The following is a 15,680-nucleotide window of genomic DNA, read 5'->3' on the forward strand; positions in this document are numbered from 1 at the left end:
GGTGGCGCTGCGCTTACCGGGCCTACGGGAGGATGGTGCGGTGTTTGCCCGGTGGCGCTAACGCTTACCGGGCCTACGGGTACGGGGGGGTTGATTTTGTAGGCCGGGTAAGCGAAGCGCCACCCGGCGTTGTTCACGCCAGCTCCAGCAACTGAACACGCGCCGTCGCGCCCGGCATCAGCTTTTGCAGATTGCTCACCAGCTCATCGCCAGCTTCCTGTAATGCCGCCAGCGGCATCGACGGCAGGCTTTCGAGAATAAACCACATGGACTGCGCCTGGCTGTCCAGACGCGTGCGTATCCCCTGTCGCCAGTTCCAGCGGCGGCAGGTGACGCCAAGATCGTCACGCCAGATAACTTCGCCTGGTTCCGGGTTTTCGACTACCGGCTCACCCTCTTTAAAGGTATCAAACGGCTCGCTGCCGTCGGCCAGCGTCAGGCGCGGCGCACCCGCGTAAGCCGCCAGATTTTCTCCCCCCACCGGAATAGCGTAGCGGATGCTGATGGCATTATAGATATCCACCACCGGGTCGAGCGGCGGCAGCGAACCGTCTCTCATCACGCGCTTACGCAGAGCCGAGGCCGAGCAGGGCGTACGTTTGGGTTTTGCACCAAAGGCTTTAAACACCTCATCCCAGGCGGCGAGATGATTTTCTGCCCAGGGCACATCATCATTGAGCATCTGCTGGCAGACCTGCGCCAGCGCGGCGGGAGCAACCTCCGGTTGGGTGATCGGGGCGGCTTCAACCTGAATGCTCAACGCCCGAAAGCCGGGAGCGATCCCGACAAGTCGCGAATCTATTGACGGTGCTACAAGAGACATAAATAATCCTGTATTGACTGTTTTATACCATGGTAGTGACCAATGACTGATAAAGTCAATATAATGACCGACGCGGGCGCCGATGTTGCCCAGGTAAGCCTGGCCGTCGCGAACCGTATCCGCAGCTGGCGGAAAGAGAAAAAACTGTCGCTGGACGAGCTTTCTCGCCGCGCCAGCGTCAGCAAAGGCATGCTGGTGGAGATCGAAAAAGGGGCTGCCAACCCCAGCATTGCCATTCTGTGTAAACTGGCCGCCGCGCTTGGCGTTTCGGTGGCAGATATCGTTAATGTCTCCAGCGAGCCGCAGGTACACATTATTCAGGAAGAGGCGATCCCAGTTCTGTGGCAGGGCGCACAGGGCGGTTACGCCAGATTGCTGGCAGGCACCGCAGGCCCGGACATGATTGAGCTGTGGCAGTGGGAGATGCATCCGGGAGAAACGTTCACCTCTCCGGGACATCCGGCGGGAACGTTTGAGCTGCTGCACGTGAACGAAGGCGTATTAACCCTGACGGTGGACGAGACGGTGGCACAGGTTAATGCTGGCGCGTCGGCGGTGGCGAAAACGGAAGCGGCGCACGGCTATGCCAATGAAAGCGATACCGTGCTTCGCTTCACCATGACGGTGGCAGAGTTTCACCGATAAAAAGCAGCCCGGTGGCGCTGCGCTTACCGGGCCGACATCTGCAGTATGTTGTAGGCCGGGTAAGCGTAGCGCCACCCGGCGTTTTTTACGCCTCTTCCACGCTCACCCGCAGCGCCGCCAGCGCCTTACGCGCCGCCTTCAGCACCTGCTCACACTGCTCAATGGTGAGCGTCAACGGTGGCTCAATGCGGATGGTTTTCGAGTTGTTGAGCGTTCCCGCCACCAGTACCCGCTGGCGGAACATCTCGCTTGCGAAGCTATAACCGGTTTCGTTATCAACGAACTCAATCGCCATCAGCATCCCTTTCCCGCGTGCATCCTGTACCAAATCCGGGTATTCCCGGCCCAGCTGACGGAAGCCGTCCAGCAGCATGTCGCCTTTCTGCTCCGCCTGCGCAGGCAGGTTTTGCTCCAGCAGCACGTTGATGGTGGCCAGCGCTGCCGCACAGGCCAGCGGGTTACCGCCAAAGGTGGTGGTATGTAAGAACGGGTTGTCGAATAGCACCGAGAAGACCTCCTCAGTGGCGACCGTTGCGCCAATCGGCATCACGCCGCCGCCGAGCGCTTTCGCCAGGCATAAAATGTCTGGCTGAACGTTCTCATGCTCGCAGGCGAACATCCTGCCGGTGCGCCCCATCCCGGTCTGCACTTCGTCGAAGATCAGCAGCGCGCCAAACTCATCGCACAGCTGACGCACGGCGGGCAGATAGCCCTGCGGCGGGAGGATCACCCCGCCTTCGCCCTGAATCGGCTCCAGGATCACCGCCGCCACGTCGTCGCCGGTTTTACGGCATTCACTCAGCATGGTGCGCATGGCGTTGATGTCGCCGAACGGTACGTGGCGGAAGCCCGGCAGCAGCGGCATAAACGGTTTGCGGAAGGTGGATTTGGCGGTCGCCGACAGTGCGCCCAGGGATTTCCCGTGGAACGCGCCGCTGGTGGCGATAAAGGTGAATTTCCCGCGCGGCGACTGGTACGCTTTGGCGAGTTTAATCGCCGCTTCGACCGATTCGGTGCCGCTGTTGCTGAAGAAGCTGTATTTCAGCTTACCGGGCGTTAAGGCTGCCAGCGTTTTCGCGAGCATGGCGCGAAGCGGATCGAGCAGTTCCTGGCTATGGAGAGGTTGTTTCGCAAGTTGATTCTGTACGGCGGAAACCACAACTGGATTACGGTGCCCCACGTTGAAAATACCAAAACCACCCAGGCAATCGATAAACTCCTGTCCCTGGGTGTCGACAAGCGTATTCAGACTCCCCGCTTGCCACTCTACGGCTCCGTAATCCCCGCCGGCGGTAACAGATTTGCGATACTCCAGAAAACCAGGATTCACATGCTCTTTAAAGTAATCAATGACCTCACGGTTAAGTTGTTTCATCTCCTCATGATCAAGCGTTCGCTTTTCAATGAGATTCAGTGCGTGCGCGGTACAGGCAAGAGCCGAGGCGCTGGAAGGTAACCTGTTCAAAATATGCTCCCGGGGATCGCGTATCACATGATACTGAGTTAAGTATTGCAGGGATTACGCCACCTCAGATGCCTTAACAAAAATCGGGATAAACGCCAGGTGAAATCAGAGTTGCACAATATTTAATCATGCCATCGCGCGCCGCACGGGATAAGGGATAACGAGCCGGGGATGGGGTTTCGTCAATTGCACTGCTCCAGGGCAGGAAATGCGCCTTAAGTGTGCGCCGGAGGATCGTGCTTTGTAGGTAGTTTCGTGTCGAAAGTATTTTAAATCAATTAATTAGAAAAGCGTACGAAAAGTGCGGTTTAACCGAGATTTGCGATCTCAATCATATTTAACAACTAAAGATAAATTTTTTATCGCCGAAAAAACATAAGCCACAAAATTAACATTCAAATAACCTGCAAGGGATGCTCACTATGTCCTCTCCTGACTATGTCACCCAGAATGAATATCCGCTGGACGATGACACCACGCTTATGTCGACCACCGACCTCCACAGCTACATGACCCACACTAACGACACCTTTGTGCAAGTGAGTGGCTTTACGCTTCAGGAGCTGCTCGGGCAGCCGCACAACATTGTGCGCCACCCGGATATGCCGAAAGCGGCTTTTGCCGACATGTGGTACACGCTGCAAAAGGGCGAGCCCTGGAGCGGGATTGTCAAAAACCGACGTAAAAATGGCGATCACTATTGGGTACGCGCCAATGCGGTACCAATGGTGCGTAACGGTCAGATGACGGGCTATATGTCCATTCGTACCCGCGCCACCGAGGACGAGATCGCCGCGGTGGAGCCGCTTTATAAGGCGCTCAATGAAGGACGTAGCAAAAAACGCATTCATAAAGGGCTGGTGGTGCGCAAAGGCTGGCTCGGCAAATTACCGGCGATGCCGCTGCGCTGGCGCGTGCGTAGCGTAATGGCGGTACTTTTTGCGGTGATGGCCGCAACGCTGGTTGCCAGTGCCGCAGGCTGGGCTTCGCTGGTGGCGGCAGCCGTGGTGATGCTGCTTGGCACCCTGGTATTTGAGCAACAGATTGTCCGCCCGGTGGAAAACGTCGCAAGGCAGGCGCTCAGGGTCGCTACCGGCGAGCGTAACAGCGTGCAGCATCTTAACCGCAGCGATGAACTGGGGCTGATGCTGCGGGCCGTCGGACAACTGGGGCTGATGTGCCGCTGGCTTATCAACGACGTCTCCAGCCAGGTGGTGAGCGTGCGCGACGGCAGCGACAGGCTGGCGCAGGGTAATGAAGATCTCAACGACCGCACGCGCCAGACCGTGGCTAACGTGCAGCAGACCGTGGCAACAATGAACCAGATGGCGGCGTCGGTGCAGAGTAACTCTGAGACCGCAGCCGAAGTCGACAAGCTGTCGATGGCTGCCAGCAGCGCGGCCACGCAGGGCGGCACCGTGATGCAGACCGTAGTGAAAACCATGGATGACATTGCCGACAGTACCCAGCGCATTGGCTCTATTACCTCGCTTATCAATGACATCGCCTTCCAGACCAATATTCTGGCGCTGAACGCCGCGGTTGAGGCGGCACGCGCGGGCGAACAGGGGAAAGGCTTTGCGGTGGTGGCGGGCGAAGTGCGTCATCTTGCCAGCCGCAGCGCGAACGCGGCTAACGATATTCGCAAGCTGATCGACGCCAGCGCCAGCAAAGTGCAGTCGGGCGCCGATCAGGTCCACGCCGCGGGACGTACCATGGATGATATTGTCGAGCAGGTGAAAAACGTCACGCAGCTTATCGCGCAGATCAGCCACTCCACCTCCGAGCAGGCGACAGGCCTGACAGAGCTGACCCGTGCCGTGGCAGAACTGGACAGCATTACGCAGAAAAATGCTGACCTGGTCGAAGAGAGCGCGCAGATTTCCGCGATGGTTAAGCACCGGGCTGGACGTCTTGAAGATGCGGTTACCGTGCTGCATTAAGAAATGCATGCTTCGATAAAGCCGTTTATTCCTCCGGGGTAAACGGCTTTTTTGTTTTTCAGAATAAGTTATGTTGTTAATGAAATATTAAGTAACTAAAAAAAGCATCCGATTTTTAATTGCTCCGCCCCGGATTTATTGAAAGTGAGAAATAAAAAAACGATCAAAGTCATAAAGTTAGCGCGTTTCCTACCGATAACAGCGATCGTCTGAGAAATAATCACATCGATGGGGTAAATATGTTCATACATGACGTAAAGATCGGCACGAAATTATTTCTGGCGTTTGGATTATTTATTGTCCTGATGGTCGTCAGCGCAAGCTTGTCTCTGATGAGCCTGAATCGGGCAAACAATGGAATGCAAACCATTCTTACCAGCGACTATCCAACTACGGTAAAAGCGAACCAGTTAATCGACAACTTCCAGGAATTTATCAGCACGCAGCAGCTCATGCTGCTGGACGAACAGGGAACGTACACGACGCAATCAGAACAGCGTCTGAAGGCGATAAGCGAGCGCATCACCGCAATCCTGAGCGAGCTGGACAACGCTCTCAAGGATAAAAAATCCCAACAGGTGCTGGCGGACATCCACGGCGTACGCCAGCAATATCTTGACTCGCGCTACCGCATTTTGCAGGCCGTGCAGAATAACGACCGTGCGGGCGCGATAAACGAGATGATGACCAACACCCTGGACCTGCAACAGTCTTATAAAGCGAAAGTGCAGGCGCTGATTGCGATCCAGGATCATGAAATGCAGAGTGCGGGCGAGCAGGTGGAAGGCGATTTCCGCACTAATCGTCTGCTGCTGATCCTGATTACGCTTTTCAGCGTCGCGGCAGCCAGCCTGACTGGCTGGTTCATTGTGCGATCCATTACCCGCCCGCTGAACGACGCGGTGAATTTTGCGGAGGCCATCGCCGATGGCGATCTCACCGGCAGCATTACCTCGCACGGTAAAGATGAAACCGGACTGCTCCTCACCGCATTGATGGAGATGAAAACGCGCCTGCTGGAGATTGTGCAGCAGGTGCAAACCGGATCGGAAAACATCTCCAGCGCCGCCGCACAGATTGTCGCGGGCAACCAGGATCTGGCTGCCCGCACGGAGGAGCAGGCCAGTTCCGTTGAACAGACGGCCGCGTCGATGGAGCAGATTACCGCCACGGTGAAGAACACCGCGTCCCACACCGGAGAAGCGACGAACCTGTCTGCCGATGCGGCTGCCGTGGTCAAAAACAACGGCGAGATGATGAAGCAGGTCACCAGCAAAATGCGCCTGATTAACGAAACATCGAACAGGATGTCCGACATCATCGACCTGATCGACGCCATTGCCTTCCAGACCAACATTCTGGCGCTGAACGCGGCGGTCGAAGCGGCGCGCGCAGGTGAGCATGGTCGCGGCTTTGCGGTGGTGGCGGGTGAGGTACGCCAGCTCGCGCAGAAAAGTGCAACATCTGCGAGTGAGATCCGCCAGCTGATTGAAAGCTCCACAAGCCAGACGCAGGACGGCATGAACCTTGTGGAGAAAGCCAGCGGGCTTATCAACGGCATGGTCGGCAACGTGGAAGAGATGGACGTCATCCTGCGTGAAATTCGCCAGGCCAGCCATGAACAGACGGAAGGTATCTCGCAGATCAACAGCGCGATTGGCCTGATAGACGCCACCACCCAGCAGAACTCCGCGCTGGTGGAGGAGTCCGTTGCGGCGGCGGCATCCCTTAACGAACAGGCGATACATCTGAAAGAGCTGGTCCGCGTGTTCCGCGTGAGCGACGGCGTGCTGGCTTAATCCAGCTGGGAGATCTCCAGTGCCGCGCGGTCAATCACGCCGATAATCTGTTTTAACTGCGCGTCGCTGAGCTCTCCCTGATTAACCTTCAGATCCAGAACCGCTTTGAAGTTATCCAGCGCCCGCTTCATCTGTGGGTTTTTGCGCAGCTGGAACCCGACGGAGCGCGCCTTGATACGCGTCTGGATCTGCTCCAGCTGTTCCCGATTGTCATCCAGCCATTGCTGCCCGGCGGCGTTAATTGCAATCCGCTTACGGCCGTTCTCTTCTTCGGTAATGGTGATCAGCGCCTGATCCTGCAAGTAATCCAGCGTCGGGTAGATCACGCCAGGGCTTGGCGTGTAATGTCCCTGCGTCAGGTTCTCGATCTCTTTAATCAGTTCATAACCATGGCTCGCGTTGCGGGTCAGGATATCCAGGATCACCAGCCGCAAATCACCATGGCCAAAAAATCGTGGCCGGCGTCCGCCGCTGTCGTGTTCGTGTCGCATGTTTCTTCCTCAATTTGATATATCTAAACTATATCTAAGATATATTCAGATGCAATCTAAAAAATCTTGATTTCTGAGTTAATAGCAATCATTATCATTAAAAATTCATTCCGATATATCGTATTCACCTGAGAAGGGCATCAACATGGCATCTACCCGTTACCCTCAACGTGTCCGCAATGACCTGCGTTTTCGTGAGCTGAACGTGCTGCGCACTGAGCGAGTCAGCGCAGGATTTCAGCGCATTGTACTAGGCGGCGAGGCGCTGGAGGGCTTTAGCTCTCGCGGCTTTGACGACCATACCAAAGTCTTTTTCCCGGCACCGGGCACCCCTTTCGTGCCGCCTGTGGTGACCGATGAAGGCATCGACTGGGGCGACGGGGTGCGTCCGCAGGCGCGTGACTACACCCCGCTGTACGATGACGAAAAACACGAGCTGGCGCTCGATTTTTTCGTGCATGATGGCGGCATTGCCAGCAACTGGGCGGTAGAGGCGAAGGTGGGCGACAAGCTGACCATCGGCGGTCCGCGTGGTTCGCTGGTGGTGCCGGAAGATTACGCCTGGCAGTTGTACGTGTGCGACGAGTCGGGTATGCCCGCGCTGCGCCGCCGTTTAGAAAGCATCGCAAAACTGCCTGTTCCCCCGGCGATCCACGCCATCGTCACCGTGGGCGATGCGGCGTACCAGGACTATCTGGCGCACCTGAGCGGGTTCAACATCACCTGGGTTATCGGCCACAACGAGCAGGCGGTAGCCGACCATCTTGCAGCGCTGGCCGTGCCGGAAGAGGATTACTTTATCTGGCTGACCGGAGAGGGGAAGGTGGTGAAACGCCTGAGCCGTCAGTTTGAAACCGACGCAATTGACCCACAGCTGGTACGTGCCAGTGCGTACTGGCACGCCAAATAATCAGGCTGCGGGATCCAGCTGCGCTTCGCTCACCTGATGTTCGAGCGAGGCGCATACCTCTCTCAGCGCTTTCTCCTGCTGGGCAAAGTAGGCTTCCATATTGCTGAGCGACGAGACGAGCAGCCAGGACTCTTCCTTCTCCAGCTCTGCCAGCTCGTTCACCAGGGTGTCGATTTGCTCACGCACCTGCGCCATTTTTTTGCGAATACGTTCCAGGTCGTTCAGCCTGTCGCTCGCCATCATCGGTTCAAACCCTTGTTGCAGACGGGCGACCAGCGAGCGAATGGCCTTCACGTCGCCGCGCTGTTTGGCCTGGTTGAGTTGCACCATCATCCTGTTGGCTTCCTCTTTTAAATCATCGGCAACCAGATCCGGGTGGCATAGCTTGCTCGCCTGACGCCAGAGCCGCTTCAGCTCGTTCCGATCCTCTTCAGAGAGATCCTTGCCTTTACGCAGGCGCACCTCGGCATCATGATGCTGTTCTCGATACTTTTTGTACTCTTCGTTGGCCTCATCGCGCGCCTGACGTGCTGGCTCTTCTTCACGCGTTAAACCGGTCTCCAGCTCCATCGCTTCGGCCAGCAGGTTGGCAATCAGATTACTTTGCTGCTGAAGATGCTTGCGCGCCTCTGCCGCCTGAACGGAATCCGCAGGCAGATCTCGCCAGCGCCGGGTGAGCGTTGTCAGAACCTCTACGGCCTGCGCCATATAGCCCTGGCAGCGGCGGTAATCCTCTTCCCGACGACGCGTCTCCGCCTGCTGACGACGCAGGTTAAGCTCCGCCAGCGTTTTACGCAGGGCGAGGATCTGCTGCATCAACGGCCCGAGGCGGGAGAAATAGAGATCGTTGAATTCATCAAGCTGCTGTACCCGGGCGTTACGACGATCAATCAGATCGCGCAGACGCTCTTCCAGGGCTTTTAGCTCCAGCTTGCTGGCCGCCAGCTGCGGGTCACGCCACGGGGTAACGGCGCGCTGGCTTTGCAGCCAGGCGGTGATAGCGCGAAGGGCTGCGGTGTAGTTTTTCTGCTCAAGCGCCGCGACGATGGACAGGAGTTCATCGTCAAAGGCTTCCTCTTTGAGACGTTTCAACTGGCTCCGGATGATGTCGTCATCTTCCAGCTCAATGGCATTTTTAATGATTTCTAGCCGTTTGATCGGTGTGCTCATGATGCCTTTCGCTCTGGCGCTTAAGTATTTGAGTTAAGGTTAGTTGTTGTAAAAGCTACTGGAAATAATACACACGGATGATGATCGGCGCGATGGGGGATTTCTTTAGTTTTTAGGGTTTGTGAGGGGAAGCGACAGGCCGGGCTATGTGTGGTGGGCTCCGTATGTGCTTGCTGTATGGCCCGGTATCTTCCGCAAAGGCTTCAACGGCATCTGAAACGTCATCCAGTAAATCCTCTGGGATAACGACCGGTGCCCCAGGATCTGCTGGGTGCGCCGTGCCCACGGCTATCAAAATGTGGTTCAGAATGGTGAATGCGAATTTCGGATCCGAAGTTGACACGCTATTAACGAGGGAGAGTGCAGCTTGCGGCGTGGCGACATCTGCATTGCTTTCGATAAGCTCAATCACTGCCTCAAAAAGGGTTGCGGCATCAGTGAGGTCTTCAGTAATACCGTCGAGCGTCGAAATGACCCCAGCGAGGCTGGGCGGGTAAGTGATCGTTTCGGGTAAAAGTGCGCTGAGTTCAGAAACGAGCTGATTTATACGCTTTACTGCTGAGCGGTACAGCGTAGCAGAATCGGGCGGGGTAAGCCCACCAGCTTTGCGTACGCATTGCGCATTGAAAGCGTCGATCTGGTACTGTTGTTCAAGCATGAAGGCCTCTGAGAATGAAGATAAGCGGATCGCCGGATGCAACCACAGAACCGCAGGAGACCGGATCGCCCATGCACACAACTCCCATGAGGTTGAGGTGTACCAGGGGTGAGTAGATATAGCGACGCCATCAGGGGAGCTGTTTTTGTCGCTGTGCTTGTCAAATGGCATGCCATTCACCTGCGCAGGTATACCGTTAACTGTAAAGAACGTCTCCCCTGCGACGGCAGGGGGGGGGCGGGAAGCCTTCATGGCCTGAACAGATCGCGCCTTGAATTATGATGATGGGCATAGTGATGAGATTTGGTGGTTGAGTCAGAAAAGAGGCTAACAAGACTCCACTGGTCAAAGAGCTGGGTGCCAGAAACGAAAAAAGCCACCAAAAGGTGGCTTTCAACGCCTGCATATACAGGTAATTCGATACGCTGGAAGGGTTAGCGGCCCTTCGAAGTAAAACGTAGCTAGCGTTTCACTTTGCGTTATCCCTAGCAATCCAAGTTCACAAGGACAGTCTACCTTTTTGTCACTTCCTATCAAGTATTTTATTCACTTTTTGTAAACTTTAAGTCCTTGATGATGATAGTACATGCTTCAAAAAAGCAGTTGATATAGTGGCATTTTTTGGCACAATGTCACCCGTGAACCGAGTGCTGGATGTGTAGTGTTGGCAATGGGCATTCTCGCCCCTTAGATGCTTTCGAAAGAGAGCCACTAAATTGGCGAGATAGCTCTTGCCTTAGGCCTTTCAGCGGGTTAGCCCCCGCCGGGTATGAAAGCCTTACAACCACGCCGACCCTAGCAATCCAAGTTCACAAATTTTGATTGCACCCATTGTGAACGCCCGGATTAACTAAGGGAAAAAGGGTGCGGCTCCGCAAGGAGGCATAATGAACGTAAATCTTCGTGATCTACTTCTGTCTGTTGTCATCATTGTTGCGCTGGTGTTCGGGGGAGTTCAATTTAAGGCTGATAGTCTTAAGTTCAAAACCTTCGAGGCTCAAGGTGTTGAGTTTAACCTGCAAGGCGTGATGCCGCACACCAAGCAGTAAAAATACCGACAGGGCCGCTTGCGGCCCTGTCTCCTTTGATCCTGTTATTTTTAACAAGTGGTGACGTAAGGTCCGAATAGTTTCGTCTTGTAGGAATGGATATGGCAGGTCCCTACATGTACATTATCTTCATAGACATAAGCTGTCAGATGCTCGTATGATTTAGGCGCACTACCACCCTTATGCCACAAATTCGACTTTAGATAAAGATTCAAATTCGCATCGGAGACACCTTTTTTAATACGATCATTTGATGAATTTATTAAAGCCACATCAACCCTTGTTTTTAACTCATCGAAAGACTCCATTGCCCGTTGTGCATCTGTTATTGGTTTCCAGGTAGTGCATGGATCTTGGTCACACACATATATGTTTGCAATGGACTGATTCGCAAAAATAATTACGATTGCCAGAGAAACTAATATGATTTTGAATGGATTAACCATACGAAATCACCTCCAGTAAGTTGTATGGGTAATAGTGGAAGCTGAAATCACTAAGAGTTACTTATATAGGCTGCAATGTGCAGCCTATACTTTGTAACCAAAATTATTTACGCGGGTTGATCATTTCTTTGAAACGCTCAATGAGATTTAAATACTCTTCCGGTTGCTCAGTGAATCGCTTCGCATATTCAGCGATACTTTCAGGAGATACGAACAGGTATGTATTCGCTTCTTGCAGTTGTTCAAAAGTAGTCGAAACTGACTTGTGGCATGGAGAGTTCGTAAAGGTGCTATGCGATTTTTTAGACGCAAAGAACAAGCGCACTGTGACGCTTGGGGCACCAAAAAGCTCTTCACAGATGAAAAGGAGATGTCCGATCTTAGCTTCTTCCGCACGTTCAGACGCCTGAAACTCACCATTAACTGCACTCAGAACGCCTTTGGCAATTTCCATTGCGTTGCCAGAAGTCAGCCCTGGCAGCAACTGCTGAACAATCTGGGTATTTACAGTAACGCCGCTATTTTTAATCGTCATCATATTTCTGGTTTTCTGTACTTCAACAAAGAAGCCTGATTTGCCAATGACCGAGCGCCAGGTGTCATAGTCAAACAGTGATTTTTCACATGCGTTTAACCCTGCCGTCATTGCCGCGAATAAAACCGTTACACTATCGAATAGTTTTTTTGTTTTTTCGGTTAGTTCTGGTGAAGTTGAAACATAGAAAATGTTACCCGTCTGATTCATTCTGAATTGAGCGTCTTTTTCGATATCACCCCGATCATTGGTGAATAACATTTGCGCTTGTTTTTGGGCAAGTTCATGAGACTGGAATTTATATTCAGAGAGAGGTGCTGAGCCGCCTTCGTACATTGTATTGATGCTTTTAACCGCTTCTTCTACGATGTTCATACATATATCCTTATATCAGGTGGGACGAGTGAGGGCATAAGATTAAATAGATCTACTTATAGCTTCTATTTTTTTAAGCCCCTGCCTACGGATATTAATATGCTCGTTAGAAATGTCTTAGAATGTGATGGGGGTCTTAAAAATGACTCAATTATCACAAAAACAGATCAATTCTTGGTGATTAATTGGCTTGGTGAATATAACTCTCTGGGTTTATAACTTTCAATGATCTTTTTTATTACTTTTTGAGCGCTAAAGCACAGCAATAATATTGTTGACGCGATTTCGATTATCATCCTTACATGATATTTTTTGCTGGTTATCGAACTCATGCACCGTAAAGCCATTATCGCGGTAGAGCTCGTATAAGCTGGGCGCACCATTATTCGTAATGATGGTAATTGCCCCACGCTGGTGGGCTGCTTTCCGATACTCCACCATTAGCTCCTTCTTATCAAGCGGAACGAACCTCCGGAGTAATGAGTAAACCCCTCTTTGCCCGGGACAGGGCTTTATCAAAACCTTGATGAGCGGGAGACGCTCTTACTTTCGTGCGACACTCATGTATTGAGTAACAAAAAAGCCACTCAATTGAGTGGCTTAACTTGATGATTCTAAAGCTAAAATTTGGTGGCCCCTGCTGGACTTGAACCAGCGACCAAGCGATTATGAGTCGCCTGCTCTAACCACTGAGCTAAGGGGCCGTGGCGGTGAATTATAAAGTAACTCCCCTCATCAATCCAGCCATTCACACCTGCCTGCTGTTTTTATAAACAACGCATAATCAATCCTTTATACTTATCTTAAGATGCATAGACAGGAGTAGAGATGATCAATGATATTCTGGCCCCTGGCCTGCGGGTGGTGTTCTGCGGAATCAACCCGGGCAAGTCCTCGGCGCACACCGGTTTTCACTTTGCTCATCCGGGAAATCGCTTCTGGAAGGTGATCCACCAGGCCGGTTTTACCGACAAACAGCTTAAGCCGGAAGAAGAGCAGCAGCTGCTGGATACGCGCTGTGGCATCACCATGCTGGTCGAGCGTCCCACGGTGCAGGCGAGCGAAGTAAATCTGCATGAGCTGCGTACTGGCGGGCGGGAACTGGTGAAGAAGATTGAAGACTACCAGCCCGCAGCGCTGGCGATCCTCGGCAAGCAGGCCTACGAGCAGGCGTTCAGCCAGCGCGGTGCGAAGTGGGGTAAGCAGAACATTACCATTGGCGTAACGCAGGTGTGGGTGTTGCCGAATCCGAGCGGGCTGAACAGGGCGACGCTGGACAAGCTGGTGGAGGCGTATCGGGAACTTGATGAGGCGCTGGTGGTGAGGGGGCTTTAGCTCCTCTGCGGCCTGATGCCCTCACCCTGGTCCTCTCCTACAGGGAGAGGGAATAAACAAAAAAAAGCTCCCGATTGGGAGCTTTTTGCGGTTTACATGGGTTAGTCGTCCAGGAAGCTACGCAGCACTTCAGAGCGGCTCGGATGGCGCAGCTTACGCAGCGCCTTCGCTTCGATCTGACGGATACGTTCGCGGGTCACGTCAAACTGTTTACCCACTTCTTCCAGCGTGTGGTCGGTGTTCATATCGATACCGAAACGCATACGCAGCACTTTCGCTTCACGGGCGGTCAGGCCAGCCAGCACGTCGTGCGTAGCGGCACGCAGGCTCTCGGTGGTGGCAGAGTCCAGCGGCAGCTCGAGGGTAGTATCCTCGATGAAATCACCCAGATGCGAATCTTCATCATCACCAATTGGTGTTTCCATGGAGATTGGCTCTTTAGCGATTTTCAGCACTTTACGGATCTTGTCTTCCGGCATCAGCATGCGTTCAGCCAGCTCTTCCGGCGTCGGCTCGCGACCCATCTCCTGCAACATCTGGCGAGAAATACGGTTGAGCTTGTTGATGGTCTCAATCATATGCACCGGAATACGGATGGTACGCGCCTGGTCTGCGATAGAGCGGGTGATCGCCTGACGGATCCACCAGGTAGCATAGGTGGAGAACTTGTAACCACGACGGTATTCAAACTTATCTACCGCTTTCATCAGACCGATGTTGCCTTCCTGAATCAGATCCAGGAACTGCAGGCCACGGTTGGTGTATTTCTTGGCGATAGAGATAACCAGACGTAAGTTCGCTTCAACCATCTCTTTCTTCGCACGGCGGGCTTTTGCTTCACCGATGGACATACGACGGTTGATGTCTTTCACCTGCTCGATGGTCAGGCCGGTCTCTTCTTCAATCTGATGCAGCTTTTGCAGGCCGCGCTGTACGTCTTCTTTCACGTCGTGCAGCTTTTCAGACCACGGCTTGTTCATCGCGATAGCGGCGTTGAACCAGGTTTCGCTGGTTTCATTGCCGGTGAAGAGGGTGATGAAATTCTTCTTCGGCATTTTGCACTGTTCAACACACAGCTTCATGATGATACGTTCCTGGGTACGTACGCGATCCATCATCACGCGCATGCTGTTCACCAGGTAGTCGAACTGTTTTGGCACCAGGCGGAACTGTTTGAACACTTCCGACAGCTTCAGGATCTCTTCCTGAGCGGCAGCATGGCTGCGGCCTTTCGCTTTGATGGTGTCACGCGTCACTTCGTACTGAGTACGCAGCTCGGCAAACTTCTCGCGCGCCAGTTCAGGGTCGATGCTGTTGTCGTCGTCGCTGCTGTCGTCGTCTTCTTCTTCATCTTCGTCTTCGTCGTCATCCATCTCTTCCTGAGACAGCTCAGAACCGACGTGAGTGGCGGTTGGCGCCATATCTTCTTCAGCGTTCGGGTCGACAAAGCCAGTGATCAGATCGGACAGACGCGCTTCTTCCGCTTCAACGCGATCGTACTGCTCCAGCAGATAGGTAATCGCTTCCGGGTATTCGGCAACAGAGCACTGAACCTGGTTGATCCCGTCTTCGATGCGTTTTGCGATGTCAATTTCGCCTTCGCGGGTCAACAGTTCAACGGTACCCATTTCACGCATGTACATGCGGACCGGGTCAGTGGTACGCCCGATTTCAGATTCCACGCTGGACAGTACCTGTGCAGCAGCTTCTTCCGCATCTTCGTCAGTGTTGTTGGAGGTTTCAGCCAGCAACAGATCATCGGCATCCGGTGCTTCTTCCATCACCTGAATGCCCATGTCATTGATCATTTGGATGATATCTTCGATCTGATCTGAATCGACGATATCTTCCGGCAGATGGTCATTGACCTCGGCATAGGTCAGATAGCCTTGCTCCTTACCGCGTTGGACAAGAAGTTTCAGCTGTGACTGCGGGTTTTGCTCCATAAGACGGTATCCACACTTAATTCGTTTGATTGGTGTCGGCGATAGGGCTGCCAACCTTTAAAGCGAGGGCGTACTTATATTTTTGCCGCT

Annotated in this window: 14 protein-coding genes and 1 tRNA gene; 6 read left to right on the forward strand and 9 right to left on the reverse strand. The window is 53.5% G+C overall.

The genetic code is table 11. The features are described from left to right. Positions 1-133 precede the first annotated feature (133 nt). Positions 134-823, reverse strand: coding sequence for a B3/4 domain-containing protein (locus ACNQ0T_RS13430; protein ID WP_023298680.1), 690 nt, complete (start codon positions 821-823; stop codon positions 134-136). A 42-nt stretch (positions 824-865) separates the two neighbouring features. Between ACNQ0T_RS13430 and ACNQ0T_RS13435 the strand changes: the two genes are divergently transcribed. Continuing rightward, positions 866-1,468: a helix-turn-helix domain-containing protein gene (locus ACNQ0T_RS13435; RefSeq protein WP_045308009.1), complete on the forward strand. Its 603-nt coding sequence runs from the start codon at positions 866-868 to the stop codon at positions 1,466-1,468. Between the two features lie 85 nt (positions 1,469-1,553). On the opposite strand, the gene ygjG is transcribed toward ACNQ0T_RS13435, so the two are convergent. Then, the gene (gene ygjG, locus ACNQ0T_RS13440; RefSeq protein WP_022649457.1) at positions 1,554-2,933 is read right to left on the reverse strand and encodes a putrescine aminotransferase; all 1,380 of its coding nucleotides are present in this window, start codon (positions 2,931-2,933) and stop codon (positions 1,554-1,556) included. Positions 2,934-3,355: 422 nt separating this feature from the next. Here ygjG and ACNQ0T_RS13445 point away from each other — a divergent pair, with 422 nt between their 5' ends. Both ACNQ0T_RS13445 and ACNQ0T_RS13450 read left to right on the forward strand, forming a co-directional pair. Next, a complete protein-coding gene (locus ACNQ0T_RS13445; RefSeq protein ID WP_063146541.1) occupies positions 3,356-4,876 on the forward strand; it encodes a PAS domain-containing methyl-accepting chemotaxis protein in 1,521 nt (506 codons plus the stop codon). 239 nt (positions 4,877-5,115) lie between these two features. Beyond that, positions 5,116-6,675, forward strand: a complete 1,560-nt coding sequence (locus ACNQ0T_RS13450) for a methyl-accepting chemotaxis protein (RefSeq protein ID WP_126315194.1) — start codon at positions 5,116-5,118, stop codon at positions 6,673-6,675. On the opposite strand, the gene ACNQ0T_RS13455 is transcribed toward ACNQ0T_RS13450, so the two are convergent. After that, a complete protein-coding gene (locus ACNQ0T_RS13455) occupies positions 6,672-7,166 on the reverse strand; it encodes a PadR family transcriptional regulator (RefSeq protein ID WP_284097913.1) in 495 nt (164 codons plus the stop codon). The two genes, ACNQ0T_RS13450 and ACNQ0T_RS13455, sit on opposite strands and share 4 nt — an antisense overlap. Positions 7,167-7,311: 145 nt before the next feature. Here ACNQ0T_RS13455 and ACNQ0T_RS13460 point away from each other — a divergent pair, with 145 nt between their 5' ends. Further along, positions 7,312-8,076, forward strand: a complete 765-nt coding sequence (locus tag ACNQ0T_RS13460) for a siderophore-interacting protein (RefSeq protein ID WP_048966113.1) — start codon at positions 7,312-7,314, stop codon at positions 8,074-8,076. Here ACNQ0T_RS13460 and ACNQ0T_RS13465 read toward each other — a convergent pair whose 3' ends face one another. Together ACNQ0T_RS13465 and ACNQ0T_RS13470 are read right to left on the reverse strand one after the other, a co-directional pair. After that, positions 8,077-9,246 (reverse strand): DNA repair protein, encoded by a 1,170-nt coding sequence (locus ACNQ0T_RS13465; protein WP_284097914.1) that lies wholly within the window; start codon positions 9,244-9,246, stop codon positions 8,077-8,079. Between the two features lie 112 nt (positions 9,247-9,358). Continuing rightward, complete coding sequence (locus tag ACNQ0T_RS13470) at positions 9,359-10,075, reverse strand: hypothetical protein (RefSeq protein ID WP_417930130.1); 717 nt, start codon at positions 10,073-10,075, stop codon at positions 9,359-9,361. Between the two features lie 716 nt (positions 10,076-10,791). On the opposite strand from ACNQ0T_RS13470, the gene ACNQ0T_RS13475 reads away from it, so the two are divergent. Next, positions 10,792-10,953 carry a hypothetical protein gene (locus ACNQ0T_RS13475; RefSeq protein ID WP_023298674.1) on the forward strand — a complete coding sequence of 54 codons (162 nt, stop codon included), beginning with the start codon at positions 10,792-10,794 and terminating at the stop codon, positions 10,951-10,953. Positions 10,954-11,003: 50 nt separating this feature from the next. On the opposite strand, the gene ACNQ0T_RS13480 is transcribed toward ACNQ0T_RS13475, so the two are convergent. From ACNQ0T_RS13480 to ACNQ0T_RS13490, 3 genes are all read right to left on the reverse strand, one after another. Next, positions 11,004-11,399, reverse strand: coding sequence for a hypothetical protein (locus ACNQ0T_RS13480; RefSeq protein ID WP_250116158.1), 396 nt, complete (start codon positions 11,397-11,399; stop codon positions 11,004-11,006). Positions 11,400-11,502: 103 nt separating this feature from the next. Then, on the reverse strand, positions 11,503-12,309 hold the full coding sequence (locus ACNQ0T_RS13485; RefSeq protein ID WP_417930132.1) for a Zygote formation protein zyg1: 807 nt from the start codon (positions 12,307-12,309) through the stop codon (positions 11,503-11,505). Positions 12,310-12,937: 628 nt separating this feature from the next. Continuing rightward, a tRNA-Ile gene (locus tag ACNQ0T_RS13490) sits at positions 12,938-13,013 on the reverse strand. Positions 13,014-13,137: 124 nt separating this feature from the next. Between ACNQ0T_RS13490 and mug the strand changes: the two genes are divergently transcribed. After that, positions 13,138-13,644 (forward strand): G/U mismatch-specific DNA glycosylase, encoded by a 507-nt coding sequence (gene mug / locus ACNQ0T_RS13495; RefSeq protein ID WP_023298636.1) that lies wholly within the window; start codon positions 13,138-13,140, stop codon positions 13,642-13,644. A 101-nt stretch (positions 13,645-13,745) separates the two neighbouring features. Here the strand turns inward: mug and rpoD are convergent, their stop codons facing one another. Further along, the gene (gene rpoD / locus ACNQ0T_RS13500; RefSeq protein WP_006812010.1) at positions 13,746-15,590 is read right to left on the reverse strand and encodes an RNA polymerase sigma factor RpoD; all 1,845 of its coding nucleotides are present in this window, start codon (positions 15,588-15,590) and stop codon (positions 13,746-13,748) included. Between the last annotated feature and the right edge of the window lie 90 nt (positions 15,591-15,680).

The sequence above is a fragment of the Enterobacter cloacae complex sp.6700776 genome (assembly GCF_048284255.1).
Classification (GTDB): Bacteria; Pseudomonadota; Gammaproteobacteria; order Enterobacterales; family Enterobacteriaceae; genus Enterobacter; species Enterobacter intestinihominis.